Origin of the sequence: Pollutimonas subterranea (assembly GCF_002849655.1) — a bacterium.
Taxonomy (GTDB): Bacteria; Pseudomonadota; Gammaproteobacteria; order Burkholderiales; family Burkholderiaceae_B; genus Pollutimonas; species Pollutimonas subterranea.
In genome coordinates this window covers 288,215-307,219 of the sequence record NZ_PDNW01000004.1, presented here as the reverse complement: position 1 = coordinate 307,219, position 19,005 = coordinate 288,215, and the positions used below count along the sequence as shown (strand labels likewise).

Sequence of the window (19,005 nt, the reverse complement as noted above, 5' to 3'; positions counted from 1 at the left end):
GTGGATCAGAAAATCCCGATGCGCGTCCAGGTGCTTGTGGCGCGACCCGTCATCCTTGTAGGCGCTGATTTGCTTCTCTTCCAACTGCAAATACTTACGCACCGTATTGCGCGAGATGCTCAGTTCCCGACTAATGGCACGGATCGACAGCCCCTTGCCCCGGTCATACAGCCCTTTGATCTTGTGTATCACTACCCACTCCTTCACTGACGCGCTCCCGTTGTCTTTTATATGGCAGGAACGCTACACGTTTCATGGCTTTGCAGCCACCGTCAGGTGGGTCAAAACTATTGGCCATTAGTGGGTCATTTTAATTGGCCATTAACAGTGGAGAATTGCGGCGAATCGGCCACGACCGCCGTGCCCCATACCAGTAAAAGGCCAAGCAGCCAGGGCGCCGGCAGTCCGACAAGAAAAGGATAGAGCCCGCAAAGAAGTCCCGATACCGCCAGCGCGACAAACGCGATTCGGGCGCTGCCGAACCGACGGACCAGGAACCCGCCTGCCAGACAGCCTGCCGCACCGATGGCAATGATGGCGAAGGCAAGTGCCGCTGCTGCGGATGCCGGCAAAGTATCACCCAGGGAGCGCGTCAACAAAAGGGGAACGATGGTCCAGAACGCATACAGTTCCCACATGTGCCCGAAATACCCAAAGGCTGCTGCTCGGAAATCGGGGAGTTTGAACGCACCCAGCGCTCCTTCCCAACTGAACTTTCGTTGTCCATTCCTCGGGAGCGATAAGTGTGGACCATCAGCCAACTTGTAGACCATGGCGCCCCCGATAAGGGTCAGGACCGAGGAAGTCAGTACGATGTACTGCCAGGGCCAGGATGCGCCTATGGCTCTGATGCCGTGGGGCAGTGCCGTGCCAAGTGTCAGCATGCCCACCAGCAGCGCCAGGGCAAAACCGGTGTCCCGATTCGTCCACGTAAGGATAAGTTTCATGCCTATGGGATAAACACCGGCAAGGCACACGCCGACCAGAAAGCGAAAGCCTATCGCCATGGGTAGCCCGCTGCTTAGCAACGCAAATCCGGCATTGGCGCTCGCGCCTGCGATGCTGCTCGCCACGAAGATCCTGCTGGCGGGATATCGGTCGGCAAGACCCGTCAAGGCTAGGGTCAAGGTTCCAATGATGAATCCGAATTGTGTCGCATTCGTCAGCCAGCCTATGCCGGCATCGTCCAGTCCCCAAAGCGCGCGGAGCGCGTCGGTGGTGCTATTGCCGCTAAACCAAAGCGAGGTGCAAAACAGCTCGGCGATGACGATGATAATGATGGGCCGACTAACACGGCGGGCGTCCGTGTCAGTCCCGCTCATGAATCGGCGGGTTCCAGAATCGACATGAAGAGGGTGCAAAGAGCCTGCATGCCGCGCCGATCATCGTAATGGGCTTCTTCACTGTCGTATTGCTCAACCAATGGAAACATTACGGCGTCCTTATAACCTTTATATCGACTCGATCGTCAATACGCTATGTATGGCGGTGAGGGGCACCACTCAATCGTGTTCCTGCAGACGGCCCGTGACGTACTTATGCAGCACGCTGGCAATCAGCGTTTGGTAAGGAATGCCTTCTTCGAGCGCCCTGACTTGAATATCGTTCAGATCGCCGGATGAAAGGCGAATATTGACGCGCTTATCCTTGATGGCGGTTGCGCGCGCCGCGGACCGTATGCGGGCCAACTCGCTTTTGGTTGCAATGGATTTGAGTTGACCCGCATCGTAAGCAGCCAGAATGTCGCGTTCGTAATGGTCAGTCTTGGGCATCAGATTCACCTCGATTCAGATAGTCCCGCGTAGCTTTACGGCTGGGGATAATGGTTTTGAGAAAGAGATAAGCGTCTTCTTCAACATAGGGCACCAGATAGACGTAACCCTCGTAGCCGACAACCAAAATCTGTTGCCTGGGATACTTGGCTGCATTCGGATGCATCAAGATATCGAGTAGCCCACCCGATTCGATGGCGACCACAATAGCTTCGAACGACATGCCACGTTCCGCTTTAAGTGCATCTCCCTTCTCGGGATTCCATCGGAATGGTTTCATGCAGAAAGTATAAACATGTGTGTGCCGTTTGTCATCATGTATGGATGGCCTCAACACCCATACATGACTTCTCGTATCTCCACTGATGCTCCCAAGCCCGCAGAAAGATCCGAAGCAGCCTGGATAATCGCTCGTTCAAAGTAAGGCACATCTACATTCCGCAGTCGCTCTGAAGGCCCCGCAATCGTAATCGCGCCGACAAACCGGTCGTCGTCTCCAATGACGGGCACGGACCAAGACGATGTGTATGGATCGCGCACGCCGCAGGAAAAAAAGGGCAGTCGTTCATCGGAGGAGCCTGAAAGCTGTGCCCAGGTTTTGAAGACCCTTCCTGTGGAAGAATTGTCCGGCGGCATAATGCTTCCTGCCAGTACTTGGCTGTGTAGCCCCTCGTGCGGCTGGCAGCGGAAGAGGCATAGCCGTGTTCCTTTTTGATCACTCTCGACGTAGTAAGCCGCGCTTTCTCCAGTCAGGCCAGACAGCTTTTCCAGTACAGGCATAACGACGTCTGAAAGCCGAAACCCGCTCTCGTAAACACGACCCAGGTATAGAACACGCGGCCCAAGTGAATAGCGGCTATCGGCATCGCGCATGGCGTAACCGCAACGAATAAGCGAATTCAATAGTCGAAATACCGTTGTTTTATGTAGCAACAGTTTTTTGCTCAGGTCGGTAAGAGTCAATTTCTCTGACCCCGGCTTGAAGCAATCCAGTACGGCAAGCGCACGCTCTACAGCGGCAACGCCCTCATTGCTCATCTCTTGTCTCATGTTCGCAGTGGGTGGTTGTATATAGTACAACAGTGTTTTATTAAAATACAATGATCGGATTCACAGGGGGAGAAACATATGACAGGGTCCATAGTGGTCGTCACGGCACATGTTGGGGATTTCGTCTGGCGTTGCGGTGGCGCGATCGCACTTCATGCCGCCAAGGGCATCCCGGTGCATCTGGTTTGTCTTAGCTACGGTGAGAATGGCGAATCCAATATCGCCTGGAAGGATGCGTCGGCCGATCAGGAAAGTGTGAAAGGTATTCGCCATGCCGAAGCCGAGGCTGCTGCTGAGTTGCTTGGTGCTCGATCTGTGGATTTCTATGACGTGGGCGACTACCCCATGACGGTAACTGCAGAAATCGTGGGCCGGCTCTCCGAAGCGTTCCGCGAATATGCTCCCAGCCTTGTGATTACCCATCCAGAAAAAGATCCTTCAAATTTGGATCATTGCCGCACATTCGAGGCCGTGCTCTCGGCGCGTATGAAAGCCATAGCCCCTGGCCATGGCGGGAACTTCATCAGTCCGCCTCAGGTGCTTTGCTTTGAACCGCATCAGACAGAGCTATGTGGGTTCAAGCCGAACATGTTGCTCGATATCACCAGCGTCTGGGAACAGAAAAAGCATGCAATGCAGACCATGCCGACGCAAAGCAATCTTTGGGACTATTACGAGCGTGTTGCCCTTCAGCGAGGCGCGCAGGCAGGGCGGCGGGCAAAGACCGCTACCCTTTACGGGGAAGCGTATCAAAGCATCTTTCCTTCCGTTCACACTTCTTTGGTGGAGTAAATATGAGCTACGAGAGCCTCGATTGGCTTAGCTCGACTCTACTTGCAGATCGCGGCGCGCGAGTTATGGCTTGCCGGATCAAGCCGTTGCGGGCCGGCTGGCGCGTATTTGCGCGGGCGTTGACAGTATCGGTACCTCCGGGTGACAACTTGGCTATTCATGCTGCACTTTCTGTCGCCAGGGAAGGGGATGTCCTTGTTGTAGGTGGTGAAGGATATCTTGACCGGGCCTTGATGGGCGGAATTATGTGCGGCCAGGCCGCCGCACTCAAGATGGCCGGGATCGTCATAGACGGCGCGGTGCGGGACGTAGCTGAACTGCAGGCCGGAGTCCTGCCGGTCTTTGCGGCTGGGATATCGCCAGCAGGCCCGACGAAGCACGGCGATGGCAGCGTCTTTCGGTCCGTTGTATGCGGCGGTGTGACCGTCAATCCCGGCGACTGGATATTCGGGGACGAAGACGGTGTGGTTTCGTTTTCTGAAGATGAACGTACGACGTTAGTGCGAGCTGCGGCTCAGAAACTCGAGGTCGAGCATGCTCGCATGGCAGCCATCAAGCAAGGCGATCTCACTCCAGCTTGGTTGCAGTCCCATTTGGACCGTGGCGCTGTGGACATTACGAACAGATATTGAAGATCGCTGACGGAAAGACCGTGAGCTTAGTACTACTGGTTGTTATTCAATCACTTCCCCGGAGACATAAAAATGAAACTACGCAACGCTGTTGCAGCACTTACCTTTATCGCTTCGCTTCTGCCTCTTTCCAGCGCTGGCGCCGCTGAATATCCAGAGCGCCCCATCCGCATGGTCATTCCGTTTGCGGCTGGTGGGCCGGCCGACATTGTCGGGCGAGAGTTTGCTCAATTGCTTGGCCAACAACTGGGACAGACAATTGTGGTCGTGAATGCGGGTGGCGGCCATGGCGTGCCCGCGCTCAATCAAGTGTTGGGTGCGCCGGCTGATGGATATACCCTTCTATTGCCTGCATCGGGGAATATGACGATCCCATCCAAGGCGATGGAGGACAAAGACGTACTGCAATTGCTGAGCCCGATCAGCCAGATTACACAGAGCCCGCACGTGCTTGTGGTCAGTAAAACCTTGCCCATCAAGTCTGTTCAGGAACTGATCGATTATGCCAAGGCAAACCCGGGCAAAGTGAATTTTGGCTCTGCGGGTGTAGGCGGGGTTGCACACTTGGCCATGGAAATGTTCAAAAGCCAGGCCGGCGTCGATGTTGTTCACGTACCATATCGCGGCACCTCTCAAGTTGTGGTGGATCTCGCTGCAGGGCAGGTTCACGCCTTATTCAGCAGTATGCCTTCACTCAAGCCGATGATTGATAAAGGCTCTGTAACAGCCATTGCCATGAGCGCTCCGAGTAGCGGATCCGATACAGCGAAGTTGCCTGTTATCTCTGACGCAGGTCTGCCTGATCTGCAATACACGACTTGGTATGGTCTGTTCGCTAAAGCGGGTACGCCGCCCGACGTGATACAGACATTGAACGCGGCCATCGGAAAGGTTGTTGAGAATCCCGAACTAAATCAGAAATTCGAATCGCAAGGCGTCGAATTTGTCGCAGGGACGCCAGAGGAGCTGGCAGCACTTGTGAAGAAGGATACGGCGAAATGGAAACGGGTTATCGACGAAGCTAACATTGAGCTAATGTAGAGCGTGAGCCGTGGGATCACCAGCTTGCGCCGCTTAGGCAGTTTCGGGCGCAACTACAGCTGTTCCTGGAGTAGTGTGGGCGCCTGTGCAGGCTCTGGCAGAACCGATCTTAAATCCGTTCTCACCTCGATGAACATAGGGCCGTCGGCTGCCAATGCCTCTCCGATCGCTTTATCAATGTCAGCGTCATGGTCCAGGGTGACGGCCCTTATTCCAAAAGCCGCCGCTATAGCCCGGAAGTCGGGATTCAACAGCGACGTGCCGCTTACACGGCCCGGGTATGCGTGCTCCTGATTGATTCGGATGGACGCATAGCAGTTGTTGTTCGATAGAATGAACACGATGGGTAGCCGATACTGCACAGCGGCGATCATCTCGTTGCCCGTCATCATAAAGCCGCCGTCCCCGACCATGCAGACGGTCTTTTTATCCGGGTGGCGCAGCGCATGGGCGACTGCTGCGGGCGTGCCGTAGCCCATCGCGCCCGAAAGCGGCGACATCAGGCGCTGGCCGTCGCGGAAGCGGAAGTAGCGATAAACAGGCGCAGCAAATGTGCCGGCATCGACACATATCGTGGCGTTTGACGGCGCCTGCTCCGACACACTGCGAACCACTTTGCTGAAGTCTATCCCTTGGCTTGTGGCGCGCGTGGGCCATGCGGCATGACCATCGTGGATGCGGGTCAGCCGTTTGCTCCAGGCCGCGCGCTCGGTCGGTATTGTGGGTACCGCATCAGGAGTGATGGCTTTCACCAGTTGCACCGGATCGCAAACCAGCCCGTAATCGGCGGTGTAGTGCAGGCCCACGATGTGATCGTCGGGATAACAATGCACCAGCGTCTGTTCTGGCCTGGGCAGAACGGGGAAGGTATAGCCCTGGGTGGTGACGTCGCCCAGGCGGGTGCCCAATGCGAGAATCAGGTCGCTTTCCTGGAAGGCCGCGAGTTGGGCAGGCGATGTAGCCAGCCCAAGTTCCCCGGCATACAGCGGATTCGTCTGTGGGAAGATATCCTGGCGGCGAAACGATATTGCAACTGGAATGCCCCAGGCTTGTGCGAAGTTGTTCAAGGCTGCGCGTCCGCCAGGTCGCTCGAACATTCCACCCGCGATGATCAATGGGCGTTTGGCCTGCCGCAATTGTTTTTCGAGAGCCGCCAGTGTGTCCGGGCCGGGCAACGCCGGTGCGTGCGGGGTCAGCTTCCATTGGGGCTGTTCGACGCGCTGTTGTTGAATGTCTTCGGGAATGACGAGCACGACGGGGCCGGGTGTGCCCGAGGTGGCCATGCGAATGGCCTTGTAGGCAGCTTCCGCCAGTTGCTGTGGCTCAGTGGCCTCAAAGACCCATTTGGCGATCGACCCGAACATTTTCTGATAGTCGATTTCCTGAAATGCTTCGCGTCGCAAGTCGCGCTTGGGGATTTGCCCCACCAACAGAATCAGCGGCACGCCGTCTTGTTGCGCTGTGTGTACGGCGATGGCCGCGTTGCTGGCGCCCGGGCCGCGGCTGACCATGGCTACGCCGGGCCTCCCTGTTAGCCGGCCATCAGCTACCGCCATATAGCCCGCTCCGCCCTCATGGCGGCATACAACGGTATCGATTTCCGGGAAGTCCAGCAGTGCGTCCAGGACGCCCAGGTAACTTTCACCCGGAACAAGAAACACGCGATCTATGCCGTTTGCGTGGAAAACATTCAAAAGAGCATGGGCGGACGTATTTTTCATGGGTCAATAAAGGTTGGAAACGTGATGATGGCTGGAGCGATTTACTATTGTCGGAAAAGGCGTCAACAGTGACAATGGCGGGCGCAGCATATCAGCTATACTTTTTGAATACACATAAACGGCGGCAGCGGCATAGCTTCCATGTCCTAATAGCGCTGTACCGTCATAGACCCTCCCTTTGCATAGTTGGTTTGCCGTGGATCTGAAGCGTCTCGAATACTTTCTGTTAGTCGCAGATCACGGCAGCTTCTCAAGAGCTTCCAGCGTGATAGGCGTGGCGCAGCCGGCACTAGGGCGTCAGGTGCAGCGCCTGGAAGAGGAATGCGGCGCAAAGCTGTTGTATCGCCATGGCCGGGGCGTATCTCTGACGCCTGAAGGTGAAATTTTTGCCGAACGAGTTCGCCCGCTGCTCACGAAGCTGGCGATGGCTGCCGATGGCTTGAACCAGAGCGGGCGACCATTAAGCGGGTCCGTCACGCTAGGCATGACGCCGACCATGATGTCGCTGATGGGCTTGCCCTTATTGCAGAAAATGCGCGCGATCGCACCTGGCATCAAGTTGAATTTTCTGACCGGCTACAGCGGGTATGTGCACGAATGGCTGGTCGACGGCCGCCTGGACATCGCCATTCTTCACGACGCGCGCCGATCGCAGCATATTGCTGTTGATGCTCTAGCGACCGCACGGTTGTTTTTGGTGTCGCATCCGAGTTTGGCGAAACAGCTTATGACTCCCCACAAGGCCAGTTTGCCCGTGCTTGGCCTTCGAGGCTTGCCACTGGCCTTGCCCAGCGGCTCGCACGGTTTGCGCCGTACAATCGATCAGGCAACGACAAAGCTCAAGGTCGATCTCGACATCCAATATGAATTGGATACTCTTACGTTGATGAAGGCGGTTGCCCTGGCTGGAATCGCCCACACCATACTGGCGATGCCGGCCGTGGCCGATGAAGTCGACTCGGGCGCACTGACCGCGACGCAGCTGGATACTCCGTCCATGGAAACGCGCTTGATGATTGCCACATCGTTGAATCGTGCTTTGACTCATGCGGGGCGAGCGGTGCTGCAGCAAATTCGCCCAGTACTGCAGCAATCCATAGAGTCCGCCGTCATTCCTTTGCACATGCGGCTTGACTGAGTCAGGCCGAAAATCGCTTCAAGTTAGCCCAAAAAAGCATAGCTGATACAAGAGCAAAGCCATAGAAATGTGCTTGGCAAGCCATGCATAATCGCTGGACATAATGATGTTCTGCACCAGCCGTCGCGCTTGCCCGGAACATTCCTATAACGAGGAGAAACATGACATGTTCAAGAAAACACTGAAATGGCTGGGCGTAGGCCTTGGTTTGGCTGCCGCTACTGTGGCGCATGCAGCAAGCGACTATCCGAATCGTCCCATAACGCTGATTATCCCTGTGGCAGCTGGCGGCACTACGGATATCGCGGGGCGTGCCCTGGCCAAGCAACTAAAAGACGAACTCGGCCAGCCGGTCGTGGTGGAAAACCGGCCAGGCGCCAGCGGCAGCATCGCCAATTCTTATGTTGCGCGGGCTGAGCCCGACGGGTATACCCTGGTACTGTCGTACGAGGGCTTTCACACGGGTAATCCTGTGTTGATGAAAGACCTGAGTTGGGATCCTGTGAAAGACTTCACACCGATCGCGGAAGTGATACGGGGACCGCACCTGTTTCTGGTTCCCGCGAACTCGCCCGCCAAGACCTTGCAGGAATTTATCGAATTGGCCAAGCAAAAACCGGGATCAATGAATTTTGCTTCGTCGGGTGTCGGCTCAATACAGCATCTGGGCGGTGAGCTGTTCCAGCTCAAGACGAATACTGACATGGTACATGTGCCGTACAGCGGCGCCGCACCTGCAATGCAAGATTTGCTGGCCGGTCGCATCGATGTTTTCATTACAACGCCACCTACGGCGATGGCGCATGTGGAAGCCGGCACCTTGCGCGCACTGGCCATTACCAGCAACCAGCGGCATCCGAAGTTGCCCGATATTCCCACGACTGCGGAAGCGGGTCTGCCGGAGTTCCAACTTGAGGCGTGGTTTTCGGTATTTGGCCCCGCCAAGATGCCCGCCGATGTGGTGGAAAAGCTGGCCGGCGCCATGCAAAAAGTGATCACCTCGGATGAGTTCAAGTCGCAGATGAATGCACAGGGTTCGAACGCCAGCTACCGCTCGCCTGCCGAGTTAGGCCAGGTCGTGAAGGACGATCTGGCGAAATGGGGCGAAGTGGTCAAGACTGCTGGTATCGCGGCGAATTGATCATGTACATTGCGCGTCCCGTTATTGCCATCATCGATGATTACGAGGGTTTCGTCCCCGCGTTGAACGCGTACGGCATGTTGAAGGAGGCTTTGCCCAATGCCGATATCCGCGTCATTACGCGGCAGCCGCTGGATGACGGGGCTATTCGGCAAATTCGCGATGTCGAGTATCTGGTTCTGATACGGGAGCGCTCGCCGATAACGGCGCAGCTTCTTGATGGTCTCCCCGCATTGAGGGCACTGGTGCAGACAGGTACGGCGGGCCAGGCGGCTACATCGCATATCGATCAAGAAGCTTGCGCGCAGCGGGGCATTGCCATACTTGAAGGCGGCGTCAGCGATGGCCACTCGGCCGCTGAAATCACCTGGGCGTTGATTCTCAACGCCAGCCGAAACGTGCATCATTACATGAACAGCATGAAGCAAGGCTCTTGGCAGCAAGGCAATCCGACGGGCCAGATAGGTCGCGCCCTGCACGGCCAGACGCTGGGCATACTGGGTTATGGACGCATCGGACAATTGCTTGGAGGCTATGCGCAGGCTTTCGGTATGGACGTCCTGGTCTGGGGGCGCGAGAACACGCGCTTGGCGGCCCAGAAGACCGGAGTGCGGCTGACCGACGGGCGGGATGCCTTGTTCGAACAGAGTGACATTCTTGCTCTGCAGATGCGCATGAGTTCAGAGTCACGCCATTCCGTTACGTTGCGCGACCTTGGCCTAATGAAGCCTACATCTTTACTGGTGAATACGGGCCGTCCGGGTCTGATTGAGCCGGGCGCTCTGGTGGCAGCCCTGAAAGCGGGGCGTCCGGGTCGCGTAGCCGTCGATGTCCATGAGCATGAGCCTGTTCTGCACGCCACCGGGCTCACGGAGTCGCCTCGCTGTACTGCGACCCCACATATTGGATATGTAGAGCGCAATAGTTATGAAATCCTTTTCGATGCCGCGTTCAGGAAATTGATCGCGTTCTTGAATACGAATACGGCAGGGGCCGTCGACAAACCTACTTAATATATCAATAGGTCATGCACATCCTACCGCCCTACGCGCGGTAGCTGCGTGACGCCTTCGCCCGTCTCGTTCAAGGGTTGCGTTAGGCCTTCTCGAATGTGAAGGCGAGACTTGAGTAATGCCTTGAAGATACCGGGTTTGCGACCATACACTTCAGCCGAGCTTACGTGCCGCCTTCAGCGTAGTGCAACCGGTATTTCAGCCAGGCACGAGGGAAACATCTACCGGTGAGATCCCGCCGCTATAGATGGAGAAGGCAAGCGCTTCGTGGATCGTGGTCGTTGACACTGCCAGCTTCAAATAGTATCTTACGATATATCATAAGATATAAAGGCATGAGATGCACGAAATGAACAATTCAGTCTTCACATACAGCATCTGCGGTGACCGTTCCTTGCGGATGGCGGCGGGGCGACACTCCGGAAGGCAAGGTGGAAAAGGCGTTATCGAAAGCTGGGATGGCATGGGCGGCAACGGCGGGAGCCTGACACGCGGCCGTAAGTTCGGTTCCGAAGAGTTGCAGCTGATGTTGCTGGCTTTGCTTAAGGAACAGGCCAGCCATGGGTATGAACTCATCAAAGCGCTGGAAACCCGTTCCAACGGCTTTTACACGCCGAGTCCGGGTATGGTTTATCCGGCCCTCACCTATCTGGAGGAACTCGATTACGCGACAGTCGAGGCACATGGCAATCGTAAACGTTATCACTTGGCCGAGCCCGGACGCCTTTACCTGGACGCCAATCGCGAACGCATTGAGCTGCTCTTCGCCAAGCTTAAACATGCCGCACGCAAAATGGCCTGGATAAAGGAGGCTTTGACCGATGAAGCCGCGTCCGAACCGGGAGGCGTCGGCGCAAGCGGTTGGCTGTCCGAATTCGTCGAAGCGCGCCGTGCACTGAAGATGGCTTTGTATCGACACAGCGACGCCTCTACCGACGAGCAACGCCGGATCGCTGCGATTCTTCAGCGTGCGGCGTCCGAAATTCTGGGCGCCGACGCCGCTCCCTCTAGCGATTCTTAGGAAACAACATGAATACCTTAGTCAAACAAACCGAACTGACCGTGCAAAAAATCCGCCATCCCCTGAAGGCTCGCCAGCTGGAAGTGTGTCGCGTAACACCGCTTACCCCGTCGCGTGTGCGCATAACGCTTACGGGGGAAGATCTGGACGACTTCATGTCGGCGTCATTCGATGATCATGTCAAAGTGTTTTTTCCATCTTCGCCGGGCGCCAAACCGGTGTTGCCAATTATTGGTCCAAGCGGGCCGACATTTCCCGAAGGAGAACGTCCGGCTGCCCGGGATTACACGCCTCGTCGATACGATGGCGCTACGCGCGAACTGGACATCGATTTCGTGTTGCATGGCAGCGGTCCCGCGGCGACGTGGGCCGCACAGGCTACGGTAGGCCAATACCTGGGTATCGCTGGGCCTCGAGGGTCCTTCGTCATTCCTCACGGATTCGACTGGCATCTATTGATTGGCGATGAATCGGCATTGCCGGCCATTGGCCGCAGGCTTGAAGAACTTCCTGAAGGCAAGCGCGTGCTGGCTGTCATTGAAGTAGCTAATCCCGATGTCGAGCCCTTGTTGGAAACCAATACGGACCTCAGCATCCGTTGGGTGCACGGCCCAGTGGCTTCGACCGATGGGGTAAGCGCCCTGGAGCGTGCCGTTCGCGAACTTCAACTTCCCGACGGCGAGGGTTATGTATGGGCTGCCGGTGAATTTTCGGCTATTCGGGGAATACGCCAGTATCTGGTCCAGGAACAGGGCCTGGACAAGTCCCGTATTCGCGCCGCCAGCTACTGGCGGCGTGGCGACAGCGCCGCCCACCAGACCTTCGAGGACTAAGCCGGGCCACTCGGGCGCGCAATTGCAGGTGGGCCAGCGGCCCGAATGAAATGTTCGCGTAGCCATTGATGGGCTGGATCTTCATGGGCCCTGGGATGCCATGCCATGGCGACGTCAAAGGTGGGCAGATGGAAAGGCAGGGGCAAAATATCGAGGTATGCGGCATAGCGTTGCAGTAGTCGGTTAGGGAGGGTCGCCACGCAGTCTGTGCTCTCGAGCACCAGCGGTATCTGGTTGTAGCTGGATACTGTCAGCGCCACGTGGCGCTCACGTCCCAAGCTTTCCAGTGCGTCGTCCACACTGCTTTTGAACTTGCCCTCTTGCGAGACCATGACGTGAGCGAGAGAGCAGTACTCCTCGAGACTGGGATCTTCCGTACCCCGTGGATGACCCTTGCGCTGCGCCAAGCGAAAGTCATCCTTGAGCAAGAATCTAGCCTTCAATACGTCGGGCACTTTTTGCGTAAGACCGACATACAGGTCAATTTCGCCTCTTTCCATTCTGTAAGTCAGATTCTCTTCCATCGGGGCAATAAAGCTCAGGCGTATGCCTGGTGAACGATGCGCCAAAACCGATTGCGTGACTGCCAATCCCACTTGCGTGAAGAGGTTGTCGTTTACGGCAACTAAGAAATTTCGCTGCGCAGTGAGCGGCTCGAAGTCTTCGCTGGAAGCAACAGCCCCCTGTAGATCCAACAAGGCCTGATGCAAGCGCGGCTGAATGGCCAATGCACGGTCGGTGGGCGCCATTCCCCGACCCGCCTCCGAGAGAACGAGGAGGGGATCGTTAAACATGTCCCTGAGCCGACTCAGTTGTGTTGATAGTGCTGGCTGGCTGATGTTCAATCGTTTCGCGGCACGTGTGACGTTTCGCTCTTCAAGGAGCACATCCAGTGAAATGAGCAAAGGGAGATCCGACCGCCGGATATTCATATTCGGTATACCTCGTATAGGGAAAGGCAACTCACGATCGCGACAGCGAAGCTTTAGAGTTTGGTCTGTACTGATCTCGGCATACTGACGTGATCGGGGCGGTCATCAAACCCAAGCATTATTCTGGAGTGGTCTATGCAACTCAACAATTTTTTTATCTCGCGTCTGTTGGCAGCGTCAATAGCGGTCATTGGCGTTTTTCCTCTTGGCGCCAATGCAGCGAGTGATGCCCATGGGGCTCATGCGGTGGCTGCCTCGCAATTTCATGCTCAAGCCCCTGGTGTCTATCGTTATCGCGTAGGGGACTTCCAAGTTACCGCATTGTCCGATGGTACTGTTCCTCAGGATCTGCACGCCCTGCTGACCAATACCACCGCCACTGAAACCGACAGTTTACTGAAGCATGCATTTTTATCTAATCCTGTCGAGGCGTCTATCAATGTCTTTCTGATTGATACTGGCACTCGACTCGTTTTGGTCGATACCGGATCCGGTTTATTCTTTGGTCCAGGTAATGGCGGTAAGCTGCTTGGAAATTTGAAATCGGCGGGCTACTCGCCCGAGCAGATTACCGATATCTTGCTGACCCATATTCATACTGACCATAGCGGTGGCCTGGTTACCGACGGTCAACGGGTATTCCCCAGTGCGACCGTTCATGTGGGCAAGCCCGACGTGGATCTGTTTCTCGATCCTGCGAACATCCACGGCGTTGAAGGCTATGACAAGAAGTACTTTGAGGAAGCGGTGAAATCCGTCGGGGCTTATGTCAAAGCCGGCAAGGTACAGACTTTCACCGGGCAGACTCAACTGTTTCCTGGCGTCAAGGCGATCCCTACATCGGGACATACACCAGGACACAGCTTTTATCAGCTAGAAAGCAAAGGTCAGTCGATCAAGTTCATCGGTGACATCGTGCACGTGGCATCGGTGCAATTTCCAAAGCCGGAAATTGCCATTCTTTACGACGTATCACCCAAGGAAGCCGTAGCGCAACGTGAGAGGCAATTCGCGTTGGCCGCTGCTAAACGCGAACTGGTAGCGGGCGCTCATCTTCCTTTCCCTGGACTGGGTCATATTCGGGCTGAAAGCGACGGTGGCTTCATTTTCGTACCGGTCGACTACCGCGATCGTGCCGAACGTTGAGTTCTGTACGGGCAATGGTTTTGCTGCGTACTTTACTTGTCCGTGCGCAGCAGGTCCTGGATGCCTTCGCTGCCCGTTCCGTTCAGGGGTTGCATTGCGGTCGAGCTGTCCGAGCCGGATCTTCCGGTAGGAAGGGCGGGCTTGATCAAGGGCGGCGGCTTGCCCCACGCCTCGTCGGGCGTGATCGGATGGGTGTCGCCGGGCTGGGGTGGCGCCAAGCTGGGTACGCGACGGTTCGGTACGTGACGGTTGGGAAGGGCGGGATCAACAATATCGGGCAGGAAATTTCCTGCGCCATCCGGCTGGTGTTCCGGGGCATGCGGGACAGGCAAAGGCGGCACGCCATGCGCCCCTTGAGCCCACACGCAAGCCGGTCCCCACAATGTACTCGCAGCGACAATCGTCACCCAATACTGTAGTTTCATGATCCCTCTCAAGCGTGAAGATAGGGGATACAACCATGTCCTTCAGCAGAGTTTACGGGCTGCCCTCAGCGGAGGGCAACCGGTATTACAGTCGGACACGAGGGAAACGTTTTACGGCCTGATGGTGCCTGCGCCGTATGGAACTGACGAGTGCCGAAGCCAGCTATAGACCGAACACCCGCCCTTTCTCAATCAGCCGCAACGCTTGCTTTACGACGGGCGCGTCGACCATTCTGCCTTCGAACGTGCAGGCGGCGCGCCCCAAGGCCTTTTCTTCTTCGAATTTGTTGATCAAGGCTTTGGCCCGTTCGACGGCAGACTCGGTGGGGGAGAAGGCGCTATTGGCCAATGCGACCTGAGCGGGATGAATGCAGAACGCGCCTTCGAAGCCCAGGCGGGCGGCTCGTTCCACTACCTTCTTGAACTCCTGTTCGTCGGCAAAATCGGCCACTGAACCGACAAACCCGATGGGCGCAATGCCGGCGCGCCGGCAGGCGGCGACGGCCATGACGTTGGGGACATACAGGCTGTCGGCGTCGACGGCCATTTGCATGGAGACGGCCAAATCTTCGGCGCCGACGATCATGCCGCAAATGCGCGGATGGGCTGCGGCAATGCGGTGCATATTATGCAGACCTTCCACGTCTTCGATCATGACGATGAACCGGGTACTGCCCACAGGCATACCTTTTTCCGTTTCCACTTCGTCGACGATTTCCGCCACTGCTTGGACGAATTCCGCATTGGGAACTTTGGGCAGTGTTAATGCCTGGACGCTTTCGCAGACAGAGGCTTCGATATCGCGGACCAGCATCCGCCAGGGGCGATTCACCCGTACGATGACATCGTAGTTGTTGTCGCGACAGCGTTTGGCAACCTCGGCGACACGGTGACGTGCTTCTTCCTTGTGCTCAAGGGCAATGCTGTCTTCGAGATCGAGCTGGAGGGCGTCGGCAGGCCGGCGCAATGCGCTTTGAATGAAGCGCTCGTTGGTAACCGGTACAAACAGCATGGAACGCCATGCGAAAACGGAATTCATAGTCGTGGTCCTGCTCAGTTAAGGGTAATGTGCTCGACTTCGGCCAGCACATCGGCCGTATGCTCGCCCAGCCTGGGAGCGGCTCGCCTGAAGCCGCCGGGGCTTTGCGACAGGCGCGGAATGATGTTGTGCATGGGAACGCTGCCCAACTCTTCGTCTTCGAGATGGACGATGGCCTCCCGGCCGACGATGAACGGGTGATCGATCAGGTCGGCCACCGAGCACACCGGGCCTGCGGTGACGTTGGCTTGTTCAAACAGGCCCAGGCATTCATCCTGTGTTTTTGATCCGATGAATTCTTGAATAATGCCGTCCAGCAAGTCCCGGTTCAAAACGCGGGCATCGTTGTCATGGAACCGCGGGTCTGTTTTCAGTTCCGGGCGCCCGATGGTATCGAAGATTTTCATGGCCATGGACTGCATGGAGCCGGACAGGGCAATGTGTTTATCGTCCTGACAGGCGTAGACGTTGCGCGGCGCGGTGTGGCTGGACTGATTGCCCGATCGCATGGTGGGTTCGCCGCTCAGTTGGTATTTGGCGGCCTCGGATGAAATCAGCGAAAAAATCGGTTCGAACAGTGACAGGTCGACCACCTGGCCGATGCCATTCTTCTCGGATGCGCGCAGGGCGGTGAGTACGCCGGCGGCGCCGTAGATGCCCGCGATCATGTCCGCCATGGCCAGGGGAGGCAAGGCGGGCGGCTTATCGGCAAAACCGTTCAAATAGGCAAAGCCCGACATGGCTTCGACCAGCGTACCGAAACCCGGTTTTGACTTATACGGTCCGGTTTGCCCCCAGCCTGAAACCCGGGCGATAACGAGGGCAGGGTTGAGCTCGTGCAGTACGTTGGGCGAGAGTCCCATTTTTTCCAGGCCGCCGGGCACGAAGTTTTCGACTACGATCTGAGCGCTCTTAATCAGTTTTTTAAGCTGGTCGAGGCCGTCCTCGGTCTTGAAATCAATGACGGCGGAACGTTTGTTTCTGCCATATACCTTCCAGTAAACCGCCTGTCCCGCTTCACGCCAACTCCGGAGATCGTCGCCTTTTTCCGGGCGTTCGATTTTGATAACGTCGGCGCCGAAGTCGGCAAGAAAAAGCGAAAGCATATTTCCGGCCACCAAGCGCGACAAATCGATTACCTTCACGCCTGCCAGAGGCCCTTCGTGGTTCAGGTTACATGCTTTCATGCGAACTCCAACAAACTGACATAGCGTTGATTAATTAATTTGCGCACCGGACGCCTTGACGATGCCCGACCATTTTTCAAGGTCTTCAGCAAGCCTTTGGGCGAGCTGCTCGGGGTTGTCATGCAGCATTTCAATGCCAAGCTTGTCAAAGCGATCTTTGACGTCGGCCTCTTTCAGCACGGCCTCCGTTGCCTTATATAACGTGTCGATGACCTCTTTGGGGGTACCCTTGGGCGCGTACATGGCGATCCATAGATCGCCGCTGTAGCCGGGGATCTCCTCGCCAATGGCGGGAACATCGGGCAGGGCGGGGTTGCGAGCGCTTGTGCTGACACCGATAGCACGTAACTTGCCGCTCTGGATATTGGAGATGGACGAAGGCAGGCTGGCAAAAACCATGGGCACCTGATTGCCCAAGACATCGGCCATGGCCGGAGCAACGCCCCGGTAGGGAATGTGTTGGAGCTTCAAGTCAGCTTTGCTGTCCAGCATGGCGCCCAGCAAATGGTTCAGCGAGCCATTTCCCGCCGACGCATATTGGTATTTGTCGGGATTGTCCTTGATAAGCTGGATAAATTCTTTCAGGTTCTTGGCCGGAAAAGAAGGGTTCACGCAGAGAACATTCGGTACCGAACCTACGGCAGCTACCGGCTCGAAGTCCTTGACCGGATCGAATCCCGGGTCTTTGTACAAGGTGGGGTTGATGGCTTGGGTACTGCTGACCGTAAATAGAATGGTGTAGCCGTCGGCGGGCTCGCGCAGCACGGCCTGTGTGCCGATATTTCCGCCAGCGCCGGGGCGATTGTTCACGATAAAAGGCTGGCCGAGTTGCTGCGCCAGTTTTTCGGAAATCAGTCGGGCCACGATATCGTTCGTTCCGCCCGGCGCATGTGGAACAATGATATTGACGGGTTTGGTGGGGAACGCGGCGGCCTGGGCGCCAAGTGTTGCGAACCCGGTCGTGGCAAGCAGGCATAGTCCAGCGGCGATCTTTCGTAGTTGAGGCATAACCGTGTCTCCGATAGTTCATATAAGTAGTCTTCTATTCTTCCATTCGCGCTGGCATATATCAAATATTGTTTTAATATGTGCGGCATACATATTCATGTATGCCAATGCGTGAAGGAAACTATTGTCATGGAACAATGACGTGACACTTACTCAGTTGCGATACTTTCTGGCCGTTATAAAAGCGGGCAGCATTTCGGGGGCAGCGGTGCAGATTCATGTGGCGCAACCCGCACTTTCCCAGCGCTTGAAGCAGCTGGAAACCGAACTGGGACAACGGCTGTTCACGCGATTGCCGCGGGGCATCGAACTGACCGCCGCCGGACATAAATTAAAGATCCATGCCTTGGAAATCATCAGGCGTGTGGAGTCCGTACACACCGACTTCGTGTCATCGGACAGTAATCCGTTTGGCCATGTGAAGCTCGGGATGTCCACCGCCATCAATACGAAGTTTTGCGTGGACGTGCTGGAGAGCGTGAATCGTATCTACCCAAACATTCAGCTGGCGCTGGTCGAGAGCATGAGCGGCACGCTTCTGGAGTGGACCGAAAGTGGCCGTATCGATATGGCCGTGGTCTACGATACCCCAGGCAATACCCCTCTGGTGGTGAATTTCCTGGCGCGCGAGAAGCTGTATCTGGTCAGTAACCGCGAGGCTAAAGGCGCCCTTCCCGATGTCATCACCATTGCGGAAATTGCCGAGCTCGACCTGATATTGCCGGCGTTTCCGCAAACCTTGCGGCTGATGATCGAAAAGGTCTTCCTGGACAGCATCGGCAAAAGTCCGAAGATCCTGATCGATGTTGATTCAACCCACGCGATCAAGAAACTGGTGGCGGCCGGCAAGGGGCACAGCATTTTGTCGATTCATTCCATCGACGATGAGTTGTCCCGCCAGGAACTGGCCATCACGCCCATCGCCGACCCCAGCATCACCCGGACCATCAACCTGGTGAGCAATCAAAACCGTACGCCGGATTCGGCCGTCAGAGCGGTCCAAAAAGTCGTGACTCGCCTGTTGGCTGCTCGGTTGTCGGATGGCGGCGAGGACAGGCCGGACTATGTGGTTTAGGGGGACGGCCCATGGGCGGCAAGCCGATGAAAATCATGT

General features: G+C 56.3%; 20 protein-coding genes and 1 pseudogene. 10 read left to right on the top strand and 11 right to left on the bottom strand.

What is annotated here, in order from left to right:
* From CR159_RS07360 to CR159_RS07340, 5 genes and pseudogenes are all read right to left on the bottom strand, one after another.
* Positions 1–192 (bottom strand): annotated as a pseudogene (locus tag CR159_RS07360) (HTH domain-containing protein); the annotation flags it as partial.
* Positions 193–305: 113 nt separating this feature from the next.
* On the bottom strand, positions 306–1,322 hold the full coding sequence (locus CR159_RS07355; protein WP_102073346.1) for an MFS transporter: 1,017 nt from the start codon (positions 1,320–1,322) through the stop codon (positions 306–308).
* Positions 1,323–1,502: 180 nt separating this feature from the next.
* Complete coding sequence (locus CR159_RS07350; protein ID WP_102073345.1) at positions 1,503–1,772, bottom strand: hypothetical protein; 270 nt, start codon at positions 1,770–1,772, stop codon at positions 1,503–1,505.
* The gene (locus CR159_RS07345; RefSeq protein WP_199173258.1) at positions 1,759–1,995 is read right to left on the bottom strand and encodes a hypothetical protein; all 237 of its coding nucleotides are present in this window, start codon (positions 1,993–1,995) and stop codon (positions 1,759–1,761) included. The genes CR159_RS07350 and CR159_RS07345 overlap by 14 nt, the downstream gene beginning before the upstream one ends.
* Positions 1,996–2,102: 107 nt before the next feature.
* Entirely contained in the window at positions 2,103–2,873 is a 771-nt protein-coding gene (locus tag CR159_RS07340; protein ID WP_233208209.1) for an IclR family transcriptional regulator, read from the bottom strand.
* Positions 2,874–2,900: 27 nt separating this feature from the next.
* On the opposite strand from CR159_RS07340, the gene CR159_RS07335 reads away from it, so the two are divergent.
* The 3 genes from CR159_RS07335 (at position 2,901) to CR159_RS07325 (ending at position 5,287) form a co-directional block, all read left to right on the top strand.
* A complete protein-coding gene (locus CR159_RS07335) occupies positions 2,901–3,614 on the top strand; it encodes a PIG-L deacetylase family protein (RefSeq protein ID WP_102073342.1) in 714 nt (237 codons plus the stop codon).
* Between the two features lie 2 nt (positions 3,615–3,616).
* Complete coding sequence (locus CR159_RS07330) at positions 3,617–4,246, top strand: RraA family protein (protein ID WP_102073341.1); 630 nt, start codon at positions 3,617–3,619, stop codon at positions 4,244–4,246.
* A gap of 72 nt (positions 4,247–4,318) precedes the next feature.
* Entirely contained in the window at positions 4,319–5,287 is a 969-nt protein-coding gene (locus CR159_RS07325; RefSeq protein ID WP_102073340.1) for a Bug family tripartite tricarboxylate transporter substrate binding protein, read from the top strand.
* A 53-nt stretch (positions 5,288–5,340) separates the two neighbouring features.
* Here CR159_RS07325 and CR159_RS07320 read toward each other — a convergent pair whose 3' ends face one another.
* Positions 5,341–7,008, bottom strand: a complete 1,668-nt coding sequence (locus tag CR159_RS07320; RefSeq protein WP_102073339.1) for a thiamine pyrophosphate-dependent enzyme — start codon at positions 7,006–7,008, stop codon at positions 5,341–5,343.
* Positions 7,009–7,204: 196 nt separating this feature from the next.
* On the opposite strand from CR159_RS07320, the gene CR159_RS07315 reads away from it, so the two are divergent.
* The 5 genes from CR159_RS07315 to CR159_RS07295 all read left to right on the top strand — a co-directional run bounded on the left by CR159_RS07315 (position 7,205) and on the right by CR159_RS07295 (position 12,154).
* The gene (locus tag CR159_RS07315; protein WP_102073338.1) at positions 7,205–8,146 is read left to right on the top strand and encodes a LysR family transcriptional regulator; all 942 of its coding nucleotides are present in this window, start codon (positions 7,205–7,207) and stop codon (positions 8,144–8,146) included.
* Between the two features lie 166 nt (positions 8,147–8,312).
* The gene (locus CR159_RS07310; RefSeq protein ID WP_102073337.1) at positions 8,313–9,287 is read left to right on the top strand and encodes a Bug family tripartite tricarboxylate transporter substrate binding protein; all 975 of its coding nucleotides are present in this window, start codon (positions 8,313–8,315) and stop codon (positions 9,285–9,287) included.
* 2 nt (positions 9,288–9,289) lie between these two features.
* Positions 9,290–10,300, top strand: a complete 1,011-nt coding sequence (locus tag CR159_RS07305) for a D-2-hydroxyacid dehydrogenase family protein (RefSeq protein ID WP_158238518.1) — start codon at positions 9,290–9,292, stop codon at positions 10,298–10,300.
* 349 nt (positions 10,301–10,649) lie between these two features.
* On the top strand, positions 10,650–11,321 hold the full coding sequence (locus CR159_RS07300) for a PadR family transcriptional regulator (RefSeq protein ID WP_439650496.1): 672 nt from the start codon (positions 10,650–10,652) through the stop codon (positions 11,319–11,321).
* Positions 11,322–11,329: 8 nt separating this feature from the next.
* Positions 11,330–12,154, top strand: coding sequence for a siderophore-interacting protein (locus CR159_RS07295; RefSeq protein ID WP_102073334.1), 825 nt, complete (start codon positions 11,330–11,332; stop codon positions 12,152–12,154).
* Here CR159_RS07295 and CR159_RS07290 read toward each other — a convergent pair.
* Positions 12,151–13,086, bottom strand: a complete 936-nt coding sequence (locus CR159_RS07290) for a LysR family transcriptional regulator (protein WP_102073333.1) — start codon at positions 13,084–13,086, stop codon at positions 12,151–12,153. The two genes, CR159_RS07295 and CR159_RS07290, sit on opposite strands and share 4 nt — an antisense overlap.
* Before the next feature lie 135 nt (positions 13,087–13,221).
* Between CR159_RS07290 and CR159_RS07285 the strand changes: the two genes are divergently transcribed.
* Positions 13,222–14,232: an MBL fold metallo-hydrolase gene (locus CR159_RS07285; protein ID WP_102073332.1), complete on the top strand. Its 1,011-nt coding sequence runs from the start codon at positions 13,222–13,224 to the stop codon at positions 14,230–14,232.
* Between the two features lie 32 nt (positions 14,233–14,264).
* Here the strand turns inward: CR159_RS07285 and CR159_RS07280 are convergent, their stop codons facing one another.
* The 4 genes from CR159_RS07280 to CR159_RS07265 all read right to left on the bottom strand — a co-directional run bounded on the left by CR159_RS07280 (position 14,265) and on the right by CR159_RS07265 (position 17,891).
* Complete coding sequence (locus CR159_RS07280) at positions 14,265–14,657, bottom strand: hypothetical protein (protein WP_143705450.1); 393 nt, start codon at positions 14,655–14,657, stop codon at positions 14,265–14,267.
* A 163-nt stretch (positions 14,658–14,820) separates the two neighbouring features.
* Positions 14,821–15,696, bottom strand: a complete 876-nt coding sequence (locus CR159_RS07275; RefSeq protein ID WP_102073330.1) for an HpcH/HpaI aldolase/citrate lyase family protein — start codon at positions 15,694–15,696, stop codon at positions 14,821–14,823.
* A gap of 14 nt (positions 15,697–15,710) precedes the next feature.
* Positions 15,711–16,883, bottom strand: a complete 1,173-nt coding sequence (locus CR159_RS07270) for a CaiB/BaiF CoA transferase family protein (protein ID WP_102073329.1) — start codon at positions 16,881–16,883, stop codon at positions 15,711–15,713.
* Between the two features lie 30 nt (positions 16,884–16,913).
* Positions 16,914–17,891: a Bug family tripartite tricarboxylate transporter substrate binding protein gene (locus tag CR159_RS07265; RefSeq protein WP_102073328.1), complete on the bottom strand. Its 978-nt coding sequence runs from the start codon at positions 17,889–17,891 to the stop codon at positions 16,914–16,916.
* Positions 17,892–18,033: 142 nt separating this feature from the next.
* Here CR159_RS07265 and CR159_RS07260 point away from each other — a divergent pair, with 142 nt between their 5' ends.
* Positions 18,034–18,966, top strand: a complete 933-nt coding sequence (locus CR159_RS07260) for a LysR family transcriptional regulator (RefSeq protein ID WP_158238517.1) — start codon at positions 18,034–18,036, stop codon at positions 18,964–18,966.
* Positions 18,967–19,005 lie beyond the last annotated feature (39 nt).

Excerpts from the sequence above, each read along its gene's own strand:
- CR159_RS07355 (WP_102073346.1), bottom strand. The coding sequence starts at position 1,322 with ATGAGCGGGACTGACACGGACGCCCGCCGTGTTAGTCGGCCCATCATT.
- CR159_RS07350 (WP_102073345.1), bottom strand. The coding sequence starts at position 1,772 with ATGCCCAAGACTGACCATTACGAACGCGACATTCTGGCTGCTTACGAT.
- CR159_RS07345 (WP_199173258.1), bottom strand. The coding sequence starts at position 1,995 with ATGTCGTTCGAAGCTATTGTGGTCGCCATCGAATCGGGTGGGCTACTC.
- CR159_RS07335 (WP_102073342.1), top strand. The coding sequence starts at position 2,901 with ATGACAGGGTCCATAGTGGTCGTCACGGCACATGTTGGGGATTTCGTC.
- CR159_RS07330 (WP_102073341.1), top strand. The coding sequence starts at position 3,617 with ATGAGCTACGAGAGCCTCGATTGGCTTAGCTCGACTCTACTTGCAGAT.
- CR159_RS07325 (WP_102073340.1), top strand. The coding sequence starts at position 4,319 with ATGAAACTACGCAACGCTGTTGCAGCACTTACCTTTATCGCTTCGCTT.
- CR159_RS07320 (WP_102073339.1), bottom strand. The coding sequence starts at position 7,008 with ATGAAAAATACGTCCGCCCATGCTCTTTTGAATGTTTTCCACGCAAAC.
- CR159_RS07310 (WP_102073337.1), top strand. The coding sequence starts at position 8,313 with ATGTTCAAGAAAACACTGAAATGGCTGGGCGTAGGCCTTGGTTTGGCT.
- CR159_RS07305 (WP_158238518.1), top strand. The coding sequence starts at position 9,290 with ATGTACATTGCGCGTCCCGTTATTGCCATCATCGATGATTACGAGGGT.
- CR159_RS07300 (WP_439650496.1), top strand. The coding sequence starts at position 10,650 with ATGAACAATTCAGTCTTCACATACAGCATCTGCGGTGACCGTTCCTTG.
- CR159_RS07295 (WP_102073334.1), top strand. The coding sequence starts at position 11,330 with ATGAATACCTTAGTCAAACAAACCGAACTGACCGTGCAAAAAATCCGC.
- CR159_RS07290 (WP_102073333.1), bottom strand. The coding sequence starts at position 13,086 with ATGAATATCCGGCGGTCGGATCTCCCTTTGCTCATTTCACTGGATGTG.
- CR159_RS07285 (WP_102073332.1), top strand. The coding sequence starts at position 13,222 with ATGCAACTCAACAATTTTTTTATCTCGCGTCTGTTGGCAGCGTCAATA.
- CR159_RS07280 (WP_143705450.1), bottom strand. The coding sequence starts at position 14,657 with ATGAAACTACAGTATTGGGTGACGATTGTCGCTGCGAGTACATTGTGG.
- CR159_RS07275 (WP_102073330.1), bottom strand. The coding sequence starts at position 15,696 with ATGAATTCCGTTTTCGCATGGCGTTCCATGCTGTTTGTACCGGTTACC.
- CR159_RS07270 (WP_102073329.1), bottom strand. The coding sequence starts at position 16,883 with ATGAAAGCATGTAACCTGAACCACGAAGGGCCTCTGGCAGGCGTGAAG.
- CR159_RS07265 (WP_102073328.1), bottom strand. The coding sequence starts at position 17,891 with ATGCCTCAACTACGAAAGATCGCCGCTGGACTATGCCTGCTTGCCACG.